Annotated in this window: 10 protein-coding genes and 1 tRNA gene; 3 read left to right on the top strand and 8 right to left on the bottom strand. The window is 45.1% G+C overall.

Annotated elements, in window-relative coordinates:
• Positions 1–26: 26 nt before the first annotated feature.
• Complete coding sequence (gene petG / locus QUB04_RS05465) at positions 27–146, bottom strand: cytochrome b6-f complex subunit V (protein WP_006632329.1); 120 nt, start codon at positions 144–146, stop codon at positions 27–29.
• 180 nt (positions 147–326) lie between these two features.
• Here petG and QUB04_RS05460 point away from each other — a divergent pair, with 180 nt between their 5' ends.
• Complete coding sequence (locus QUB04_RS05460) at positions 327–707, top strand: cytochrome c (protein WP_333156793.1); 381 nt, start codon at positions 327–329, stop codon at positions 705–707.
• Between the two features lie 145 nt (positions 708–852).
• Here the strand turns inward: QUB04_RS05460 and QUB04_RS05455 are convergent, their stop codons facing one another.
• The 5 genes from QUB04_RS05455 to QUB04_RS05435 form a co-directional block, all read right to left on the bottom strand.
• A complete protein-coding gene (locus tag QUB04_RS05455) occupies positions 853–6,210 on the bottom strand; it encodes a DUF4347 domain-containing protein (RefSeq protein WP_333281948.1) in 5,358 nt (1,785 codons plus the stop codon).
• A gap of 667 nt (positions 6,211–6,877) precedes the next feature.
• Positions 6,878–7,237 (bottom strand): NIL domain-containing protein, encoded by a 360-nt coding sequence (locus QUB04_RS05450; RefSeq protein ID WP_333281945.1) that lies wholly within the window; start codon positions 7,235–7,237, stop codon positions 6,878–6,880.
• Positions 7,238–7,434: 197 nt separating this feature from the next.
• Positions 7,435–8,310, bottom strand: coding sequence for a sulfate ABC transporter permease subunit CysW (cysW, locus tag QUB04_RS05445; protein WP_333281941.1), 876 nt, complete (start codon positions 8,308–8,310; stop codon positions 7,435–7,437).
• Entirely contained in the window at positions 8,300–9,160 is an 861-nt protein-coding gene (gene cysT / locus QUB04_RS05440) for a sulfate ABC transporter permease subunit CysT (RefSeq protein ID WP_333281937.1), read from the bottom strand. Before cysT ends, cysW begins: the two co-directional genes overlap by 11 nt.
• Positions 9,161–9,401: 241 nt before the next feature.
• Positions 9,402–10,559 (bottom strand): sulfate ABC transporter substrate-binding protein, encoded by a 1,158-nt coding sequence (locus QUB04_RS05435; RefSeq protein ID WP_333281935.1) that lies wholly within the window; start codon positions 10,557–10,559, stop codon positions 9,402–9,404.
• A 382-nt stretch (positions 10,560–10,941) separates the two neighbouring features.
• Between QUB04_RS05435 and QUB04_RS05430 the strand changes: the two genes are divergently transcribed.
• Positions 10,942–13,098 (top strand): WD40 domain-containing protein, encoded by a 2,157-nt coding sequence (locus tag QUB04_RS05430; protein ID WP_333281932.1) that lies wholly within the window; start codon positions 10,942–10,944, stop codon positions 13,096–13,098.
• Positions 13,099–13,223: 125 nt separating this feature from the next.
• Positions 13,224–13,296 (top strand) — tRNA-Thr (locus QUB04_RS05425).
• Positions 13,297–13,923: 627 nt separating this feature from the next.
• Here QUB04_RS05425 and QUB04_RS05420 read toward each other — a convergent pair.
• Together QUB04_RS05420 and QUB04_RS05415 are read right to left on the bottom strand one after the other, a co-directional pair.
• Complete coding sequence (locus QUB04_RS05420) at positions 13,924–16,461, bottom strand: hypothetical protein (RefSeq protein WP_333281929.1); 2,538 nt, start codon at positions 16,459–16,461, stop codon at positions 13,924–13,926.
• Between the two features lie 425 nt (positions 16,462–16,886).
• A complete protein-coding gene (locus tag QUB04_RS05415) occupies positions 16,887–18,020 on the bottom strand; it encodes a virulence-associated E family protein (protein ID WP_333281926.1) in 1,134 nt (377 codons plus the stop codon).
• Positions 18,021–18,266: the final 246 nt, after the last annotated feature.

The following is an 18,266-nucleotide window of genomic DNA, read 5'->3' as shown; positions in this document are numbered from 1 at the left end:
CCTGAGTTAGGGACTGTAGACCCCTTTTACTTATTGATACCCAACTGATCGCCGCGCTTGTACTGCTGATAAGCAGCAAAAAACAGCCCCGCCAGAGTAACAAAGATTAGACCCAGAACAATACCTGAAAGCAGCGGTTCTACCATGAGAGCTCCTTAACGTTAAGATTTAACAACCTATTTTTAATATTACCAGCACTTACACAGATGAATTTTCCAAAAAGCGCCCTTCCGGGAGTATCAGACCTTGCTCTCCCCGCTGCGAACGATTAAGCTATGTTATGAGAAATAAATTTTCTTGTAGATACTATTTTTAATTGAACTCCTTTGAATAACCAACTTGCCAGGAATGAAATTAAAAACCCGATCGAGCGACTTGCCATATTTGCGCTAGCGGTGTTGCTTGCCATCATGTTGGCCATTATCACAATACGTCAATTTCAAGTCGCCGATCCTTACGTCAAAAGCGTACTATCCCTCACTGGCAACCCGTTTCAGGGTTCCGCCATCTTTCAAATGAACTGTGCGGGGTGTCACATCTCCGTTTCAGACAGTCAAGTCGGGCCCAACTTGCACGGAGTGTCCGAGCGCAAATCCGAATTGGATCTGATCCGGCAAGTCACCAGCGGGCAAACCCCACCAATGCCGCAGTTTCAACCGAGTCCGCAAGAAATGGCCGACTTGCTGAAGTATCTCGAACAAATTTGACCAAAGAAGGGGAACTGAATTAGTTCCCCTTCTTTGGCAGAGCCTCGAAACCCATGCTTAGAGGTTCTGCTTCCGGCTAGTCCCTCTCTACTGGGACGGCAGGCAAGTGTATGCTCGGCTGTAACTGCCGAGTTTGATCTGCAGACTAAACCAGCAAGCTAAAACTCTGAGCCGATAACTGGCTCGGCTTTACGCCCGTCAGTATAGCCAAAATCTGGTCGCTGTTGGCGATTCCGATCGCCGTTGAGCCATTAGTTTCGGTTAATGACAGTTGATTGAAGTCCAAGCCTCCCAGCAACTCGATCGAATCAACTCCTGCGGTGAAGTTGAAAATCGTGTCAATTCCTCCGCCCGCTGACAAGACAAAGCCATTGCTGCCACTGCCACCGACGAGGGTATCGCTGCCAATGCCGCCAAAGAGCAAATCCTCGCCGGTGTCAGCAAAGAGCAAATCATCGCCGCTGCCGCCAATTAAGGTATTGTTACCCTCGCCGCCACAGAGAGTGTCATTGCCTTGATCGCCAAACAGCACGTCGTCGCCAGCGCCTCCCAACATTACGTCATCGGCTTTGCCCCCGTACAATAAGTCATTGCCTTCGTCGCCAGAAAGAGAGTCGTTGCCACGATTGCCAAAAATCGTATCGTTACCGCGATCGCCAAAAATCAGGTCAAACCCTTTGCCACCGAAGAGAGTATCGCTATCGATGCCTCCGTAGACAGTATCGTTGGCTATATTGCCATTGATGTAGTCGCCGCCCCCTCGACCAAAGATCAAATCGTTGCCGCTCAACCCGAAGATAGAGTCATTGGCGACACTACCCACGATCGTATCGTCGCCGTTAGGGCCGTTGCTCACACCCGCTGAAGGAGTGCCCGCCTCATTGGGAGTAGCGATCCTGGGGAAGTTCTCAGGGCAAACCAAATCTGTCGGTACAGGTGGAGGCGTCGGCGTCGTTACAGGTGCAGGTGTCGGCGTCGTTACAGGTGCAGGTGTCGGCGTCGTTACAGGTGCAGGTGTCGGCGTCGGTGCAGGTGCAGGTGCAGGTGTCGGCGTCGGTGCAGGTGCAGGTGCAGGCGTCGGCGTCGGTACAGGTGGCAGTGGCGGTGGCGGCGGAGTCGGAGTCGGCGTCGGCGTCGGCGTCGGAGTCGGCGTCGGCGTCGGCACTGGGAAGTTCCCGAAGTTGATGCCGCTGACAATAGCGCCGGAAGTTAGGGTGATGTCGGCGGGTTCGGGTGTGCTTTGGGTGAACCCAGTTTGGTTGACTTCCCTGACGCGGTAGGTTCCCGGCGTTAGGTTCGCGAACAGGTAGTTGCCACTGTTGTCTGTGGTAGTAGTAACAGGATCAGGCGCAGTTCCAGCTACGACATTGGTTAACTGAATTTGGAAATTGGGTAAACCCGGTTCTCCAGCATCCTGAGTGCCATTGTTGTTGGTGTCTTGGAACTTCAGACCTCGGATCGCCCCCGGTTGGGGCAGGAAGTTGCCGAAGTCAATGCCTGTGATGTTATCGGAGGGATTCACCGTAACGGGAGCCGGGTTGGGGGTCGTCTGCGTCCACCCATTTTGCTGGACTTCCCTTACCTGGTAAGTACCTGCGGGTATATCTCGGAGAGTGTAGTTGCCCGCTGCATCAGTGATGGTAGTCGGTTCGCCCTGCTGAAAGATGCCATCGGGAGTGATACTGTCGAGGAATATTTGCCAGTTACCTAGCCCCAATTCTCCGGCATCCTTAACGCCGTTGTTGTTGAGGTCATTGAATTTTTGACCGCTGATGGTGCTCGACTGGAAGTTGCCGAAGTTGATATTAGCGATGTCTTGACCGCTGGTGACAGTGATGTCGGCCGGGTCGGGGGTAGTTTGCGTCCAAGTAGGCTGCAAGACTTCCCGCACCTTGTAGGTACCTGCCGGCAAGTCGAGGAATTTGTAGCTGCCGGCGGCATCGGTGAGTGTGTTCGGTTCCCCAGTGTCGAGGATGCCGTTGTCGTTGGGATCGAGGAAGAATTGCCAGTTGGCAAGCCCTAGTTCCCCGGTATCTTGTACCCCGTTGTTGTTGAGGTCATTGAACTTCAGACCACTAATCGAGTTGGGCTTGAAGTTGCCGAAATTGTTGTTTTGGGAGTCGGTGCCGCTGGTGACGGCGATCGTAAACGCGCCGGGAAGAGTAGGCGTAGCTGCATTGACAGGGGGAACAGTTTGCGTCCAGCCTGTTTGTGGCACTTCCCGCACTGTATAAGTGCCGACTGGCAGGTTGGTGAACTGATACTTACCGGCGACATCGGTGACGGTGGCGTTGGTGCCTGTTTCGGCTGGTACGGGGTCTTGCACGCCGTTGGTGTTGGCATCCAAGTAAATTGTCCAGCCTCCTAGGGGTGGTTCTGCTGGCAAATCTTGAGTGCCATTTTTGTTGAGATCGTTAAATTTAATCCCGCTGATTTTGCCTAGTTGGAAGTTGCCGAAGTTGGTGGGAGTGGCTGCGGTGTTGGTGATGTTGACGCCACTGTTGGTAGTGATGCTGCCAGTGGGGGCAAGAGTTGGTTGCCAATCAGGCTTTGGCACTTCCCGCAGGGTGTAGGTGCCGGGCCCAACGTCGGTAAAGGTGTAGTTGCCGGTGGGATCTGTAGTTTTGGTTTGTGCCACTGTACCGGTGGCGGCGTTAACTAACTGAATATCAAAAGGAGTTGTCGGTGCTACCTCTCCCGCGTCTAGGACACGGTTGCCGTTTTTGTCCTCGAATTTGGTACCGCTAATGGTGATGTTTTTGAAGATACCGAAGTTGGTGGGAGTGGCTGCGGTGTTGATGACCGGAGTACCGCTTAGGGCGGTAACGGGAATTGCGGCAGCGGGAAAAGAGATCCTAGAGCCGGCTGGGGCCGTGGCTTGTATTAAATATTTGCCCGGGCCTATATCGGAGAATGTGTAATCTCCGGCTCCGGCAGTCGGTACCGGCGCACCCACGATCGTATCTGTGGCTGCTTGGAATATGCCGTCGCCGTTGGTGTCTTGGTATAAAGTGACGGTGACCTCGTTTTGTGTGGTGTCATCGGACGTGAAGCCGTCGCCTTTGATGTCTGTGTAGGTTTTGCCCGCGATCGAGGTTTTTTTGAAATTGCCGAAGTTAGCACCGGTAACATCAGCAGTACCAGTCGTCACCGTTGGTGCCAAAGTCTGCACCCAATCGGTTTGTAACGTTTCTGCGATCGCTGTATTTGCCTTAGTATCCGTGAGAGTGTATTGGCCGAGAGTGGCAGCAACGGCAGATGTTACATTAGTCTTCGTACCTGCGGTAATAGTCCAGCCGCCTAGACCTGGTTCAGTTGCCGCGGCACCTTGCAGGCTATCCCCGTTAAGGTCGTTGAATTTCTGACCCACGACCACGGGCCCGTACTCGTAAGCACCGATGTCAATATTCGGTTTGCTGACAAGAGTATTGTCAATTTTTCGAGGAAAGCCAGTACCTCGTTGGTCAAAAGCTGTAGCGCCCACTGCCGTTATTGTCGGGTCGCCCCCACCAATTGCAGGGTTGCTGCTGGTAGTGACGGGGCTGTTGTCAACTAGGGCAATGGTGAACGGGCCGGTAGTTGCACCGTTGAGTCCGGCAGAGGCGGCTGGAGCTAATACATTTGCCAAAGGAACCGCTAATGCCTGACCTGTGAAACCAGTGCTACTGCCGAGAACCCCAATTAGGTTGTTGTTCCCTGTGAATGCCCCTGTAACATCTGTGTCGGTAGTAGCAACGTTGCCAGCAACGATCGTGTTTTTGACTGTAACTGTACCGCCGTTGTTGTAAATTCCTCCGGCACTAGCAATCAGACTAGCCGGTATGCCAACTGTGGCGGCTGTTGCAGAGTTATAAGCGATCGTGTTGTTAGTGAGGGTAGCTGTAGCACCTAAGTTGACGAAAATTGCACCACCTGCGGCTGTACCCGCACCTGCGGCAACATTGCCAGCATCGCCACCCGTAACTGTGTTGCTATATAAGGTGCTGTTGGTCATGGTCAAAGTGCCACCGCCAACAAAAATCGCGCCGCCTAAACCTGCACCGCCGCCACCAAAGCCAATAGCACCTGCACCGCCAAAAGTGCCCCCGGCGCTTGCACCATTGCCACTACCGCCACCGCCGCCGAAGCCGCCAATGCCGCCAGCCCCGATAGCACCAGCCGCAGTACCTGTACCAAAAGTACCGCCAGCACCACCACCACCACCAAAGGTGCCAGCACCGCCATTGCCACCATTACCACCATTACCTTGAGTACCACCACCGCCAGCACCGCCAACGCCACCGGCACCACCACCACCGCCGCCACTACCGACAACGCTACCAGCGCCACCAATGCCGCCAGTACCGCCAGTACCGCCAGAAAAAGTTGCAATACCTGTACCACCATTACCACCTGTACCACCATTACCGGCAGGACTGCCAGCTCCACCGGCAGTACCCGGTTCGCCATTTTCTCCATTTCCGCCAAAGCTAGGCCGACCGTCGCGGCCATTTGCTCCATTTCCACCGGGTGTGCCTCGAAAAACAGTAGCCAAATCCGCGTTACCACCCTTGCCACCGTTCCCCGCCGCACCTGCACCGCCAACGGCAGAGTTATTAGAAAAAGTAACTCTGTCAACTGTGACTGTACCGTTGTTGATAAAAAGTGCGCCACCTAAGCCCGCAGCGCCACCACCACCGATGGTTCCTGCGTTGCCTACTGCTTTTGCGGAATCAATGGTGAGGTTTGAGATGTTAAAGGTTGTGTTATCAACTACGAAGGCACGGTTGTTATTGCCGCTGATCTTGAAACCACCGCCAACAATAGTGGTGGTGTCGGTAATTCTCGGCAATTGCCCTGCGAGGGTAATATCGGCAGTGAGAGTGATCGTGTCAATGCCACTGTTGATGTTGGCAACATTGATGGCATTTACCAGTCCGTTAAAGTCGCCAGTCGTTTGGTTCAAGTCAGGCAGTACGCCACTGTAAGCTTCCCTCGCCTCTGCTGAAAATGCTAAAGGTGTTTCTATGTTGCCCGTAGTTACTTCTAGTTCCCAGTCTCCACCCAACGCAGCATTCCCAGTCAAGTTATCGGAAGCGGCAATATTTGCCCCGGTGAGCTGGCTCAGCCTTTGCACGAAAGCCACACCGGCTTCTGTGGCGGCGACGTTGCAACCGTAAAGTAGAATTTCTGGTTTAGCTGTAATTGAAGAGTTAGAGTTTGTTTCGGCTGCTGGCAAAGCAAACCATGTTTCTAAATAATTGCGGTAGCTTTCAATGTTGCACAGATTTAGTTCTGTTGCTCCCAGTTGCAAGCTGGCTGCTGCACCGTGAGACAAAATGTGGACGGCTGCAATGTTTTTCCGCTGTTTAAGTGTTTCGGCAATTTGCTCGATGCCGTCGCGATCGGCTTTCAGAATAACAATTTCTGTATCGGGATTGACCGTTTCTGTTAAACTTTCACAATCTTTAACTTGTGAATCTGCAAAAACTATCTGGTGTTTCCGTTCTTTATAGGGTTCCACGTTCAAATTCTCCTGGTACACACACACATCAAATTCATATCACAAACCAACCGCAGCAGCGATCGATCTTTTTCCAGTGCGGATGAGAGTCGATCGCCCCTAATTTCACCTAACCTAACTTTCACCTAAATTGAATATTGACAAAAAGTTTTTTATATGATCCCCTGCCCTCACTGAGTTAGTTTGATTGTTGAGAAGTCTTAAAGGGGGATATTGTTCCGGCTGTTAAAAAAATGTTGGAGAAGACTTGCGCTGTTTATTGATATGCCAGAGATGGGTAAACTACCAGATTTTATAAAAATTGTCAATCGAATAGTTAACTGATGACGCTCTATATTTGTTAATCAAGAGTCATCAATCACGGTTATTAGCTGTAGGCTGGTGTTATTTGGTAGTTGTTAGCTGCTGAATTATCGGTATGTGCGATCAAACAACCCCAATCAAATTGCTTTGTAGGAAGGAATGCAAGTCCTCTGAGTTTTATGACGACTTGCATTCCTCACTAGAAGCTTGATAACGGTTATTTTACAGGAATAGATATGCTGGCTCATGACTAACATTCCTGGAGACTATTAGACTCAATAAACCTGCTCCAAGAAAGAAAATTAGGCGTGTCGATCCAGAATATTAGCTCCTCTTCCAGTTCTGTGCGTCCAAGACTCACTAATTACCAAGTTTCTTCATCCGGGTTATTGGAATTGCTCCAGATTTCCACATCTAAATCATTGAGATACATCAGAGCCGTTTCAATCTGTTTACTTGTACCGTTAAGTTCCAAGTCAAACCAACCGTCATCTAAAGTTTTGACACCCAACAAAGCCGCATTAAAATTTACCGTCAAACCGTATTCAGAAATCAGGTTAGAGATGACAGGTTCCTGATGGTATTCTTTAGGAACACGAATGCGAATGCGGGTTTGAGTTGGTCTGCTGTCACCACTATCAGAGTGGGGAATATCTGATTCTTGGGTTTTGTGAAAATGGTCTATCGCCTCAAATTCAGATTCGCTAGTGTTGTGAGCTAACATTTGGGACTCCTAATTTTTGTTTCAGTTTACACTTTGCACCAATATTTTGTAGGGTGGTTCGCTGTGAGATTTTCCAGATTCCAAGCAGATTGTCGATAGCGCCGCACCCTACTAATGACTCGTTTGAGGGATGAGGTTCACAGCGCGCACCCTAAAGCCCTAATGACTAATGACTAATGACTAATGACTAATTACTATTATTCAACTTCTTTGATCCTAGTTTTTCGTTCTAAAATCTCCTTAAGCACGAGGGTAACAACTGCTAAAAGACCGAGAACTACCGCAGCCGAAAATGCGGCTTGCGTCGCGTACTGCTTGTAAGCATCCTCTACAAACAAAGGCAAAGTTTGCGTTTTCTTAGCAATATTTCCCGACACCACAGAGACGGCTCCAAATTCTCCCATTGCTCTAGCATTGGTCAAAATTACTCCGTAAAGCAATCCCCAGCGAATACTGGGAAGCGTGACATTCCAGAAAATTTGCCAGTCATTTGCTCCCAAAGTTTTCGCCGCCTCTTCTTGATCTGTTCCCACTTCTTCCAAAACAGGAATTACTTCGCGGGCCACAAAAGGCAAGGTAACAAAAGCAGTAGCTAGCACCATCCCAGGGAAGGCAAAAATAACCCTGATATTGGCCGCCTCCAGCCACGGCCCGAACCATCCCAGCCGACCGTAAAGCAGTACAATCATTAAACCTGCAACTACGGGAGAGATGGCAAAAGGCACGTCTAAAAGGCTAATTAATAGCGTGCGACCCGGAAATTTGTTGCGGCCAATTACCCAGGCTGCACACAAACCGAATACTGTATTTATTGGCACAACTATCAGAGAAATTATCAGGGTTAGTTGCGCTGCGTGCAGAAAATCTGGCGAGGTTAAGTTAGAAAAAAATGGCTCAAATCCCTTTCTGAAAGCTTGATAAAAAACGTTGAGAGTGGGGATAAATAAGACAAGAGCGAGATAGCCGATCGCAATTCCGATTAAAGTTGGTTTTACCCAAGCTTTTTCCTTACTCCGACTAGAACCGGCGGGAGGAAATGTGTAACCAGCGGGTGAATTGATATTAGCCGTCATAGCGTCTTCTCCATGCTTGTAAGAGATTAATTGCGAACAGCATTGCCAGGGAAATACCTAACATGACAGTGCCGATAACTGTTGCTCCTGCATAGTCGTACTGTTCTAACCTTTGGAAAATTAAAACCGGGGCGATTAAATCTTTGAACGGTATGTTAGAAGCTACAATTACAGTAGAGCCGTACTCGCCAACCGCTCGCGAAAATCCGAGTGCTACTCCGGTTAAAATAGAAGGAAATAGCGGTGGCAAAACTACTCGCCAGAAGGTTTCAAATTGAGAAGCACCTAAGCACCAAGCTGCTTCTTCGATTTCTTTTTCCATCTCGTTTAAAACTGGCTGTACGGTTCTAACTATAAATGGCAAGGAAATAAATATCATCGCTATACCTACGCCCAAGCGAGTAAAGGATATCTTGATTCCTAAAGGTGCAAAAAGCGAACCAATCCAGCCGTTATCGCTGTAAACTGTGGCGAGAGTTAAACCGGCGACGGAGGTAGGCAGTGCAAAGGGCAAATCGACGACTGCATCGACAATCCGTTTTAAGGGAAAGTCGTAGCGGACTAATACCCAGGCAATTAATGTGCCGAACACTCCGTTAATTAAGGCCGCAATTAATGCCGTAAAGAAGGTGACATCGTAGGCGGAAAGGGCGATCGGACTGGTGGCAATTGCCCAAAATTCGGCGGGGTTTGCTGTGCTGGCTTTCAGCAGCATTGCTGTAACTGGGAGGAATAGCATTAAGCTGAGGTAGCCTAGGGTGATTCCCCAAGGTAATGTTATTTTGCCGATCGCCTTTTTGATATTTTCGATCGGAGATTGAGGGTTACTGATTGCAGATGATCCAGCCATAAGTCAATAGTTTTGAGTTGGAAAGAATAATTGCTGTAGGGGCGGGTTTTACCAAAAATAATTGCCTAAAACCAATCATCTGGTAAACCCGCCCCGGCTCATTAGATAGATGTAGGGTGCGTCGCCATCCTACAATCTGCAAGGCGCGATCGCATATCTAGCAGCGAGGCGCCATACCAGATACGGGTTTTACCAAAAATAATTGACTAAAACCAATCATCTCGTAAACCCGCCCCGGCCACTACTGTCTAATTGAACCTTGAATTTTGTCAAAAACAGCTCCGTCATCGAAGAATTTCTTCTGAATGTCTCCCCAACCTCCTAAGTCTTGAGCTGTAAATAGGGTTTTGATGGGCGCATATTTTTGGACAAATTCTGGTTCCGCCGCTACTGTCGCATCTACTGGGCGGAAGCCTACTTTGGCAAATTCTCGCTGAGCTTCTGGGGTGTAGAGAAACTTGACAAATGCTTCGGCGACTTCGCGAGTACCGTGTTTATCAACGTTTTTATCGACAACGGCAATGGGGTTGTCGATCGAAACATTGACTTCGGGAATAGTATAAGTCGGTTTTTCGCCTTTCTCACCGGCCAAAATAATCTCGTTTTCGTAGTTAATTAAGGCGTCGCCTTGCCCTTGTTTGAAAAATACATCGGTGGCTTCGCGGGCGTCTTTAGTCAGGATGGGGACGTTTTTGTAGACTTTAGTAGTCAAGTCTAATGCTTTGGTTTCGTCTCCTCCGGTTTTAACAACCGAACCCCAAAGTGCGAGGAAATTCCAGCGGGCAACGCCTGATGTTTTGGGATCGGCAGTAATCACTTTTACTCCGTCTTTGCTTAAATCTTCCCAGGTTTTGATGCCTTTGGGATTGCCTTCGCGGGTAACTATTGCTCCTACGGATTTGCTGACTATGCCTTCATTGGGAACTTCTTTTTCCCACCCAGGTTGAATTAGTCCGGCTTTTTCGATTTTTGCGGTGTCGAGGGCGAGGGCTAGGTGTACGATGTCTGCTTCTAAACCGTCAATTACGGCGCGAGTTTGGGAACCGGAACCGCCGTAGCTTTGGTTGAAGGTGACGGTTTGGCCTTTTTCTTTTTGCCATTGTTCTACGAATTTGGGAATTATCGCTTCGTGGGCGGCTTTGGTGACGGCGAAGGATACTAGGGTTAATTCTACGTTGCCTTTGTTGGCTGCTGGGCTAGCACCGCCTGGACTGCTGCCGGGACTGGCTGCGGGGTTGTTGGTGGTTCCCTGGCCGCAGGATGCAACGGCTAGACTTAAAGTTATTCCCACTAAAAATAGTGACACAAATCTTTTCAGCCCAGTCAATGATTTATTTGTACCGGCTGGTGGCTGTTGCGGCCAGTAAAGGTGTTGAGTTAGGCGTTGCCACGGGCTCATTATATTTGTTCCTCTAGATAAAGTACGGTTATTAGGTAGGAATACCGTAATTATGGTTGTGAAGTACGATTATAGACAAGAGCGAGTGAAATGGCAACAAAAAAAACAAATTGGGGGAACTCAGGGTCGATCGCATATCCTGAAGTCTTTTCCGTCGGTGTTTTCTAGTCAGATTCGGGGTAAAATGTAAAGTGTATAAATAAATATTATTATTAAGTTAAGGTGCTAAGCTGGCGCGGCTGCACGATTCGCCTGCACGATACGCCTTACATATAGCATCGGCCGATCGCCCAAATCTAATAGCCCCGCCAAGAGTCCCCGCCCCAGGGGGATATGTCTGACTCGCGCGATCGCCCTTAACTAAGAAAAAGTTTTAACTGGTATGTCCTTACCCCGCCCAGTCTCAGACACTCTAATTGAACTGTTGAAGCCTGTAGCCTCTGAATTGGGAGAAAGATTGGGAGCAAGCGCTGTCAACGAACGCTATGCAGAAATTGAACCCTCTGGTTCTTCAGCTTTGAACCAGCAAATCAAAAAAGACCCCCGCTGGATTAAAGCACAAGTGAGATATTTGCAGCGGCAGCAGGCCAGAGAACAAGAATTAATCGCGATCGCCGACGCAGAAGAAAGGGTAAAAGAAGAACGGGCTAATCGAATTAAGGCACAAGAAGTAAGAGATAAGCGGGCAATTAGTCGGCTTTGCCGCGACTTAATGCGGGAGTTTCAATCAGAAGCAATTCGAGTTAAGCTGAACGAAATTCAAACTATTTGGGACAGGGACAACTGGTTTTCTAATTTGAGCAGGCAGGAAACTGAACAGATTTTGCAGCAGCAGCAGCACAGATTGCTGCTGTTAGTTGCTCCCGCAAAAATTAGCGAAGATTGCCCCGATTCGTTTCGCCACAATCTGAATATCGAGCTGCCGGCTAAGTTAAGAGCTTTTTTGAACCAGCACTACTCCCCGCACGGAGAGTTGTGCCCGGTTCAGTTTTACGGAGACTATTTCAAAAAATCCATTTCTGATATTGATGTGGAGCGGTTGCAGACTGTGTTGTCTCCCGTACCGACAGCTATACTGTACAGCGATATCAGCGATTATGAAGTTAATTTTCATGTGGGTTTTTGGGGAGTCATCAATCAGAGCGTTTCTCTAGTGGCGATGCAGCCTTGGAATTGGGAAGAGGTTTATCACCAGTTGGAGGCGGAGGGAAAAGATAGAAAGCTGAGCTTGCGGATTATTAGGCAAATAATTGTGACAATTCACAAATTATTGGCGGCTTTTTTAGCTGATTTGTATTATTTAAATATCGATTTTACTCACGAACCTCAGCTATTTACATTAGAGGCGGAATTTGCTCAGGAATGGTTTTCTAAAGATTGGGCAAAACCGTATATTGAAACTCTTAAAGAAATTCAGGAGCAGCAGCGAATAGTCTATAAGGGAGAGATGCGGCGGCTGGCGCTGCGAGAGGCGAAAGCTAGGGCGGAACGCCAGCGTTTGGAGGAGGCTGAACTCAAACGCAGAGAGGAAGCTGAGGCGGCAGCTAAGCGGGTGAAGGAATTAGCTCACAAATTAAAACATCAGAAATGGCGGTGTGTATATACGCTGCCGGGACATTCATCGTTTGTCAATTCTCTGGCGATTAGCCCTGACGGCAAAATTTTGGCTAGCGGTAGTTGGGATAAAACTATTAAGATTTGGGATTTAGAAACCACGGAATTAATTGGCACTCTGACGGGACATTCCGATCGCGTAAATTCGGTTGCGATTAGCTATGACGGAAAAATGTTGGTCAGCGGTAGTTCGGACGAAACAATTAAGTTTTGGAATTTGCACAACGGCGATTTGCTGTGTACTTTTCCGGGACATTCTATGGAGGTGAATTCGGTGGCGATTAACCCGAAGGGCCTGGTAATTGCTAGCTGCGGCGGGGCTGATAATACGATTAAGCTGTGGAATTTGCGGAGTGGTGAGTTGCTGCGGACTTTGAGGGGTCATTCTGACAATGTGAATGCGGTGGTTTTTAGCCCGGACGGTAAAATATTGGCGAGTGGTAGTTCGGATGCGACGAGCAAGGTTTGGGATGTGGAAAGTGGCAAGTTGCTGCGGACTCTTTCGGGGTTGAATGTTGGGGTGAATTCTGTGGCGATCGCGCCGGATGGTCAGATTCTTGCTAGCGTGAGCAATGATTATACGATTAAGCTGCGGAATTTGCAGACGGGCAGTTTGTTGCGGATTTTAAATACTAATTCTGGGAGGGGAAAGGGTGTAACGAATTTAGGAATGAATGAGGCGGTGCATATTTTGCAGAATTATGTGAGTCGGGGCGAGTCGGTTGCTATCAGTCGGGACGGTTTGACTTTGGCTAGCGGGTGCGATGATAATACGATTAATATTTGGAATTTGCAGACGGGGGAGTTGTTGACCAGTCTTAAGGGACATTCGGGTACGGTGTACTCGGTGGCGATCGCACCTTCGGGCAATTTGCTCGCCAGCGGCAGTGCGGATCAGACGATTAAGATTTGGCGGTGCGATTAGTTAATTGGCAGCGGGCAGACAATTCCGGTTTTGCCCTTACGGGGAGGGGTTTTGAGCGAATTTGAAAAAAAATTGGCTGGGGGGGTTGCGCTAATGACTATAAGTTTGCTATATTAATTTTCACTGCTGGTGTAACTCAGTTGGTAGAGTAGCTGATTTGTAATCAGCCTGTCGCAGGTTCAAATCCTGTCACCAGCTTGATAGCTCAAACCAAGGTTAGATAAAACTTCTAGCCTTCTGCTCATTTCTAGGTATGAAGTGGGTCTAGTACCAGAATACCTGTTTCATACCCAACTAAGGTCTGAAAGCTAGGGTTTATAAGTAAATCAAAATTCTTTAGGTAGAAAGATAATTACTGCCTAATAATTCTACTTGCCTAGACCCTAAGCGGTCACATCTCACTCTATCCCTCTTAAATCGAGTTTTAAGACTCCTCTACACAATAAATGTAGATTCATACCCCTACGTGCCTTATCACTCCATATAGCTCAATCTAGAGGCAGATAATATGATTTATTTTAGTTATAGAAACTTGAGTTTGCATTGAAATAAATTATGTAATAAAACCACATAAGGAAAGCGGGTTACTCTAACCTCAACCATTTAGCTATCGTCTCTACTCTGTTCCTATAGATTCTCATATTTCTTATATACTTTCCTATATCACTTTTTAGATATAATGTCCTATCTTAGTAGTGTATATATACCAGTTTTATTTGTTTACATCTACTAAATATTCATTCTTTTTACTGACTTAAGTCAAAGGTTGAATGCTTTTAGTAGAAAGAGCTAGAGTAAATCACCACATTTACTATAACTAGAAGTTTATTGCAGGCTACTCTCTACTTTGAGACCAATATTTAGAGAATCGTGCATAGCTTCTAAATGCTTCAAGATATCTTTGGAAGTAGTAGATTTCCAGTTTGGGTTCAACTTTCTAAGGGTGTCGTACAAATACTCAGGAGATTTCTGCAACCATGCTTCGATATTGCCCGCTTTAGAATCTAGTAGAATGTCAATTAGTTGAATCTTTATTCTGTACATCCACTTATCTACATGGGAATCGTACAAAGCATCAGGAGTTAAAATGACACCATTACTCGCTCTAAACCCAATTGGTAGCTTAGTTATTTCACACATCCAGTCTAGGGTGTGTTTCCAAGCAACTCGATCTACTTCGGGTGTTCCTGTTAGGGTTTTTGCTGTGAAAACATAAGCTAGACGTTCTGGATTAGTATTGAGAACCTGATTACTTCCTACTTGTATATACTCCTCATTCTTTTTTGACCAATTCGACCAATTCTCACCGATACTAATCACTAAATTCTCAAGGTCTTGAATAGATAAAGGTTTTCCAGTATTCAACCAAATTAGTTTTCCCTTATCTACTGCGGAATCAGCGCTAAAGGGTGTTAAATATTTAACAAAATTATTCTTTATTGCACTCCAACTCTGCTTAGACCGTTCTAAACCGATAATCTCGGCAACTTTTTTCTGTTTACCTACCTTGTTTTCCCCTACTAAAGTAGAGAAATTGCGAGATAAGAAAATATTGACTAAATGACGTAATTGATTCTGCGCTTCTGCTACAAAACGCCCGTCTCTTACTCTTAAAAACTTCTCAAAAACACTTCTTTGCGAGAAATTTAAGGTAGTAGCCACCTTAGTAGATACTTTACCTGGGTTTTTTTCATCAGTAGCAGGCATTTTAGCTGTCAATAACTGAGTAACTTGGATTTTTTCTTCATAGATGATATCTAGAAAAATTTTTTTATTTTCCTCCCGTATTTTTAGCTCTACTCCAGGAAATTTGGCGTTAAATTTCGGATAAAGATATCCTTGTAACTCCTTTAAAGTTGGTTTTTGCTTGGGAAATTGATTTTTTAGATTGGAAGGAACCAGATTAAGCCATTCGACCGCACTACTTACCTTTGTAGGTATTCTCTTATGTGACATGAAATCGTCTAGAAGATAGGTAATACTATCGTCTACTTGAGAGAGAAAGTATACCTGCCCTAGAACATATCTCGAAAAATACAGATCCGTAGTAGAAGGTCTATAATCTGCATTTTCTATCCCTTTTTTGACTAGATCCGTGCATTCTGCTAAGACATTATTATTTAGTTTTTGCCGACTCAAAACCGAGCTTTTTAGTTTTTGCAACTTTGCTTCACGGATACCTATTTTTTCTATCTTCTTAGGATCTTGAGATGTTGCAGCTAATCCATCTAGTCGAGAGAGTTCATTATTTATCGGCTCTATTATTAGGTTAAAAACCTCTTTCTCTTGCCAGTAACCTTCTATCGCTTTATTAGCAAGAAAATAGAGTAGAGGATAGCTAGGAATGTCCTTAATAGGTAGTGCCTCCAGTTGCCAATGGTCTTTATAATTGACCAATGTTACTTTACACGGGACATTTGCTATCATGCCCGACCATTCTAGAGAGTTTTGGGCTATTAACTTTACATCTGATAGATTAGTCAGCTTTGTTTTTGGTGCTTTTGGAGTACGAGACTTTACCTCCTTACTTATGGCTATACTACCATCATCATTTATAATAGATGGTTTGGGTTTAATGTTGGAATGTACGAAACCCTTGACCTCTACGGGAGAATTCACAAAATCACTATGTGCATTCTGTTCAAACTTGCTAGTATCTACCAATCCTTTTGCTAGTTTATATTCTTTTTCCCAATTAGCAAAACTTATTATTTCAATGACTTTAGAGCGAACTTCCTCGAAATCGTTATTAAGAGCGACCTCTTTATTTAATAAATAAAACACATAGTAAAGGATGTTTCCTAAAATATTCTCACTAGCGGGAAGGCACAAGTAATGAACTATATTGGAAAAAACTAGGCGCTGTATTTCAGAGGATTTATTATGATACGAAGATAATGCAAATTTTTGAATATGTTCCCTTTCCTTGTAAAACCGACTCAACCATAAATTAATATCAATTTTATATTGATTAACTAAGCTTTTACCTTGATCTATCCGATCGAGTAAGATTTTACAGTGTCTGGCATCGTCAAGCTGAGAGCATGAAATTTTTTGATATTTAATTATCCCTTCGTCAATAATGTCTTGAATTTTTTTCTGAAACTTTTCTAACCTTTGTTTTTTAGCCTCTGAATCAGTGTTTTGTGTACTGTCATGGCTCTTGGTTCTCCATCTACACTTATTTTTGCCTGTATCTTTGTAATGAGAGAAGTGAGAAACTCTCTCTATACCTTGCTTAAAAAAGACAAGTTCTCCACATTGACCACAAATTAGACCTAGCTCTTCATAAGAGTCATAGTTTAGTCTATTATCATCGGCTTTAAACTTTTCATCCAAAAACATAGATTTTGCCCACTTCATAAAACTTAATCCCCTATTTTGGGTAATTTTATTTAAGCCAATAGAACCTTATAAGAGTTTTAGTAATTATTTAAAAGTTCTCCCAGCATTACCTATGAATTTAACAGTAGTCATCTGCATATACTGTGACTTAAATCACCTAGTTATCTGAAACCATAAAATTTTATAGCAATAGTTTTAGCTAGTTATCAGTAGGTAATTTTATCCTGACAAGTGTAACTATGTAACTATGTAACTGTAACTCAACTAACTTTAACACCCTGGGATATTTATTTTCTCCGGGTCTATCAATTAACTAACGAGATTGACCGATCGCTCCAAACGATTAGTTAAAATTTTACAGTTACACGGTTACACAGTTACAAAATAGCTGAACCCCGTGATATATAAAGGATTCAGCTCGTAACTTAACCGTAACTGAGCAATTACCTAGTTACAGCCACAGGTACTTGCCAGTATCTACCCGACTTACCGTTGACTCTACTAGCTTTAGTGGGTTTTTCTAAGCCTAAACCTGTCAGAATATTAATAATCCTTTCTTGATCTTTTTTAGTCCAAGACTTAGGTTCTTTTCCTATAGCCTGTGTTAAGACATCGCTCAAAACAAAAGGCTTTTCTTGTTTCTCTACCCAATCAGCTACTATATCTTCCCACATATCATTTGCTTCATATTTTTTATTTACGGCATTAAGCATTTCTTGCTCAGTTTCATTTAAGTAGATAGGATAATTATCTTTATAGGCTTTAACAGCACTAGCCCAAATCAAATCTCTATTTTCTTTTACCCAGTCAATATCTATTTTCTCGTTTACATCTAAGCACCAAAATCTTCTATTACCTGTAGGATCAACTAAAAACTTATCTTTGTTCGTTGTACCTACCAGAATAAACTGTCGAGGGATTGTAATCGGTTTACTATCATAAGGCTTGCGATAGGTGTCGCTTGTTTTCGTAATAAACCCCTTTAATTTACTTAAGAGATAAGGTGTAAGACTATCTTCACACTCTCCTAGCTCAATAATCCACTTACTATTGCAAACCATCTGTTCATCTTTGCTATAAGCTTGCAAAGTCATAGAAGTAAATAAGTCCTCTCCTGCTAATGCTTTGAAGAAAGAAGTCTTATAAAACCCTTGAGAACCTTTAAGTATAAGTACAGTATCAAATTGACAACCGGGCTGAAATACTCTAGCTACTGCACCTACTAAAGTCTTAGGTAAAAATACTCCTTCTAAGGCATCAGGGTCAATATGTAGGACTTTCTCATTAAGCTCTCTAAAAACATCTTTGTAGTCTATATCTGGGAACTTAGACTCGCATTCACTTAAGTAATCCTCTAAGGGAGAGAAGAGATTTTTACTAGCGTAGATGTGGGCTAGTTCATAGATATACTTATCATTTTTTAGGACTGTATTATGCTGGAGAGAAACCTGATACCTAAACTTAGGTAAGTCAAATAGTTCTCCCTCCAAGTAAATATCCTTGGTGACTTTGTTAAGCTTTAACTGATCAGCAAAGTTATTAGCAATAATTGCTTTGGTTCCTTGGTAATTCGTCATATTAAAAAATAGTCAAAAATAGAGAGAAAAAAATCATATAAACACCCCGAAAATGTTCTAACGGAGATTGCCATAGCAAAATCGCTAGAAACCTAGAATCTCTAAGTTCTTGCTGATAAGACAAGAAAATAAGAGACTCCTAAATTGTCAAGGTTCAGTGTTTACCTATTACTCATTATAGAAAGTCCTTAATTGAATCGACAGAGTAAGTAAGGTAGAAATAACCGTATTTGATGATGTTCGGTA

The sequence above is a fragment of the Microcoleus sp. D2_18a_B4 genome, from assembly GCF_036702475.1.
In the GTDB taxonomy this organism is placed as follows: domain Bacteria; phylum Cyanobacteriota; class Cyanobacteriia; order Cyanobacteriales; family Microcoleaceae; genus Microcoleus.
The sequence above is the reverse complement of the archived record's forward strand: the minus strand, read 5'-3'. Positions and strand labels throughout refer to the sequence as shown.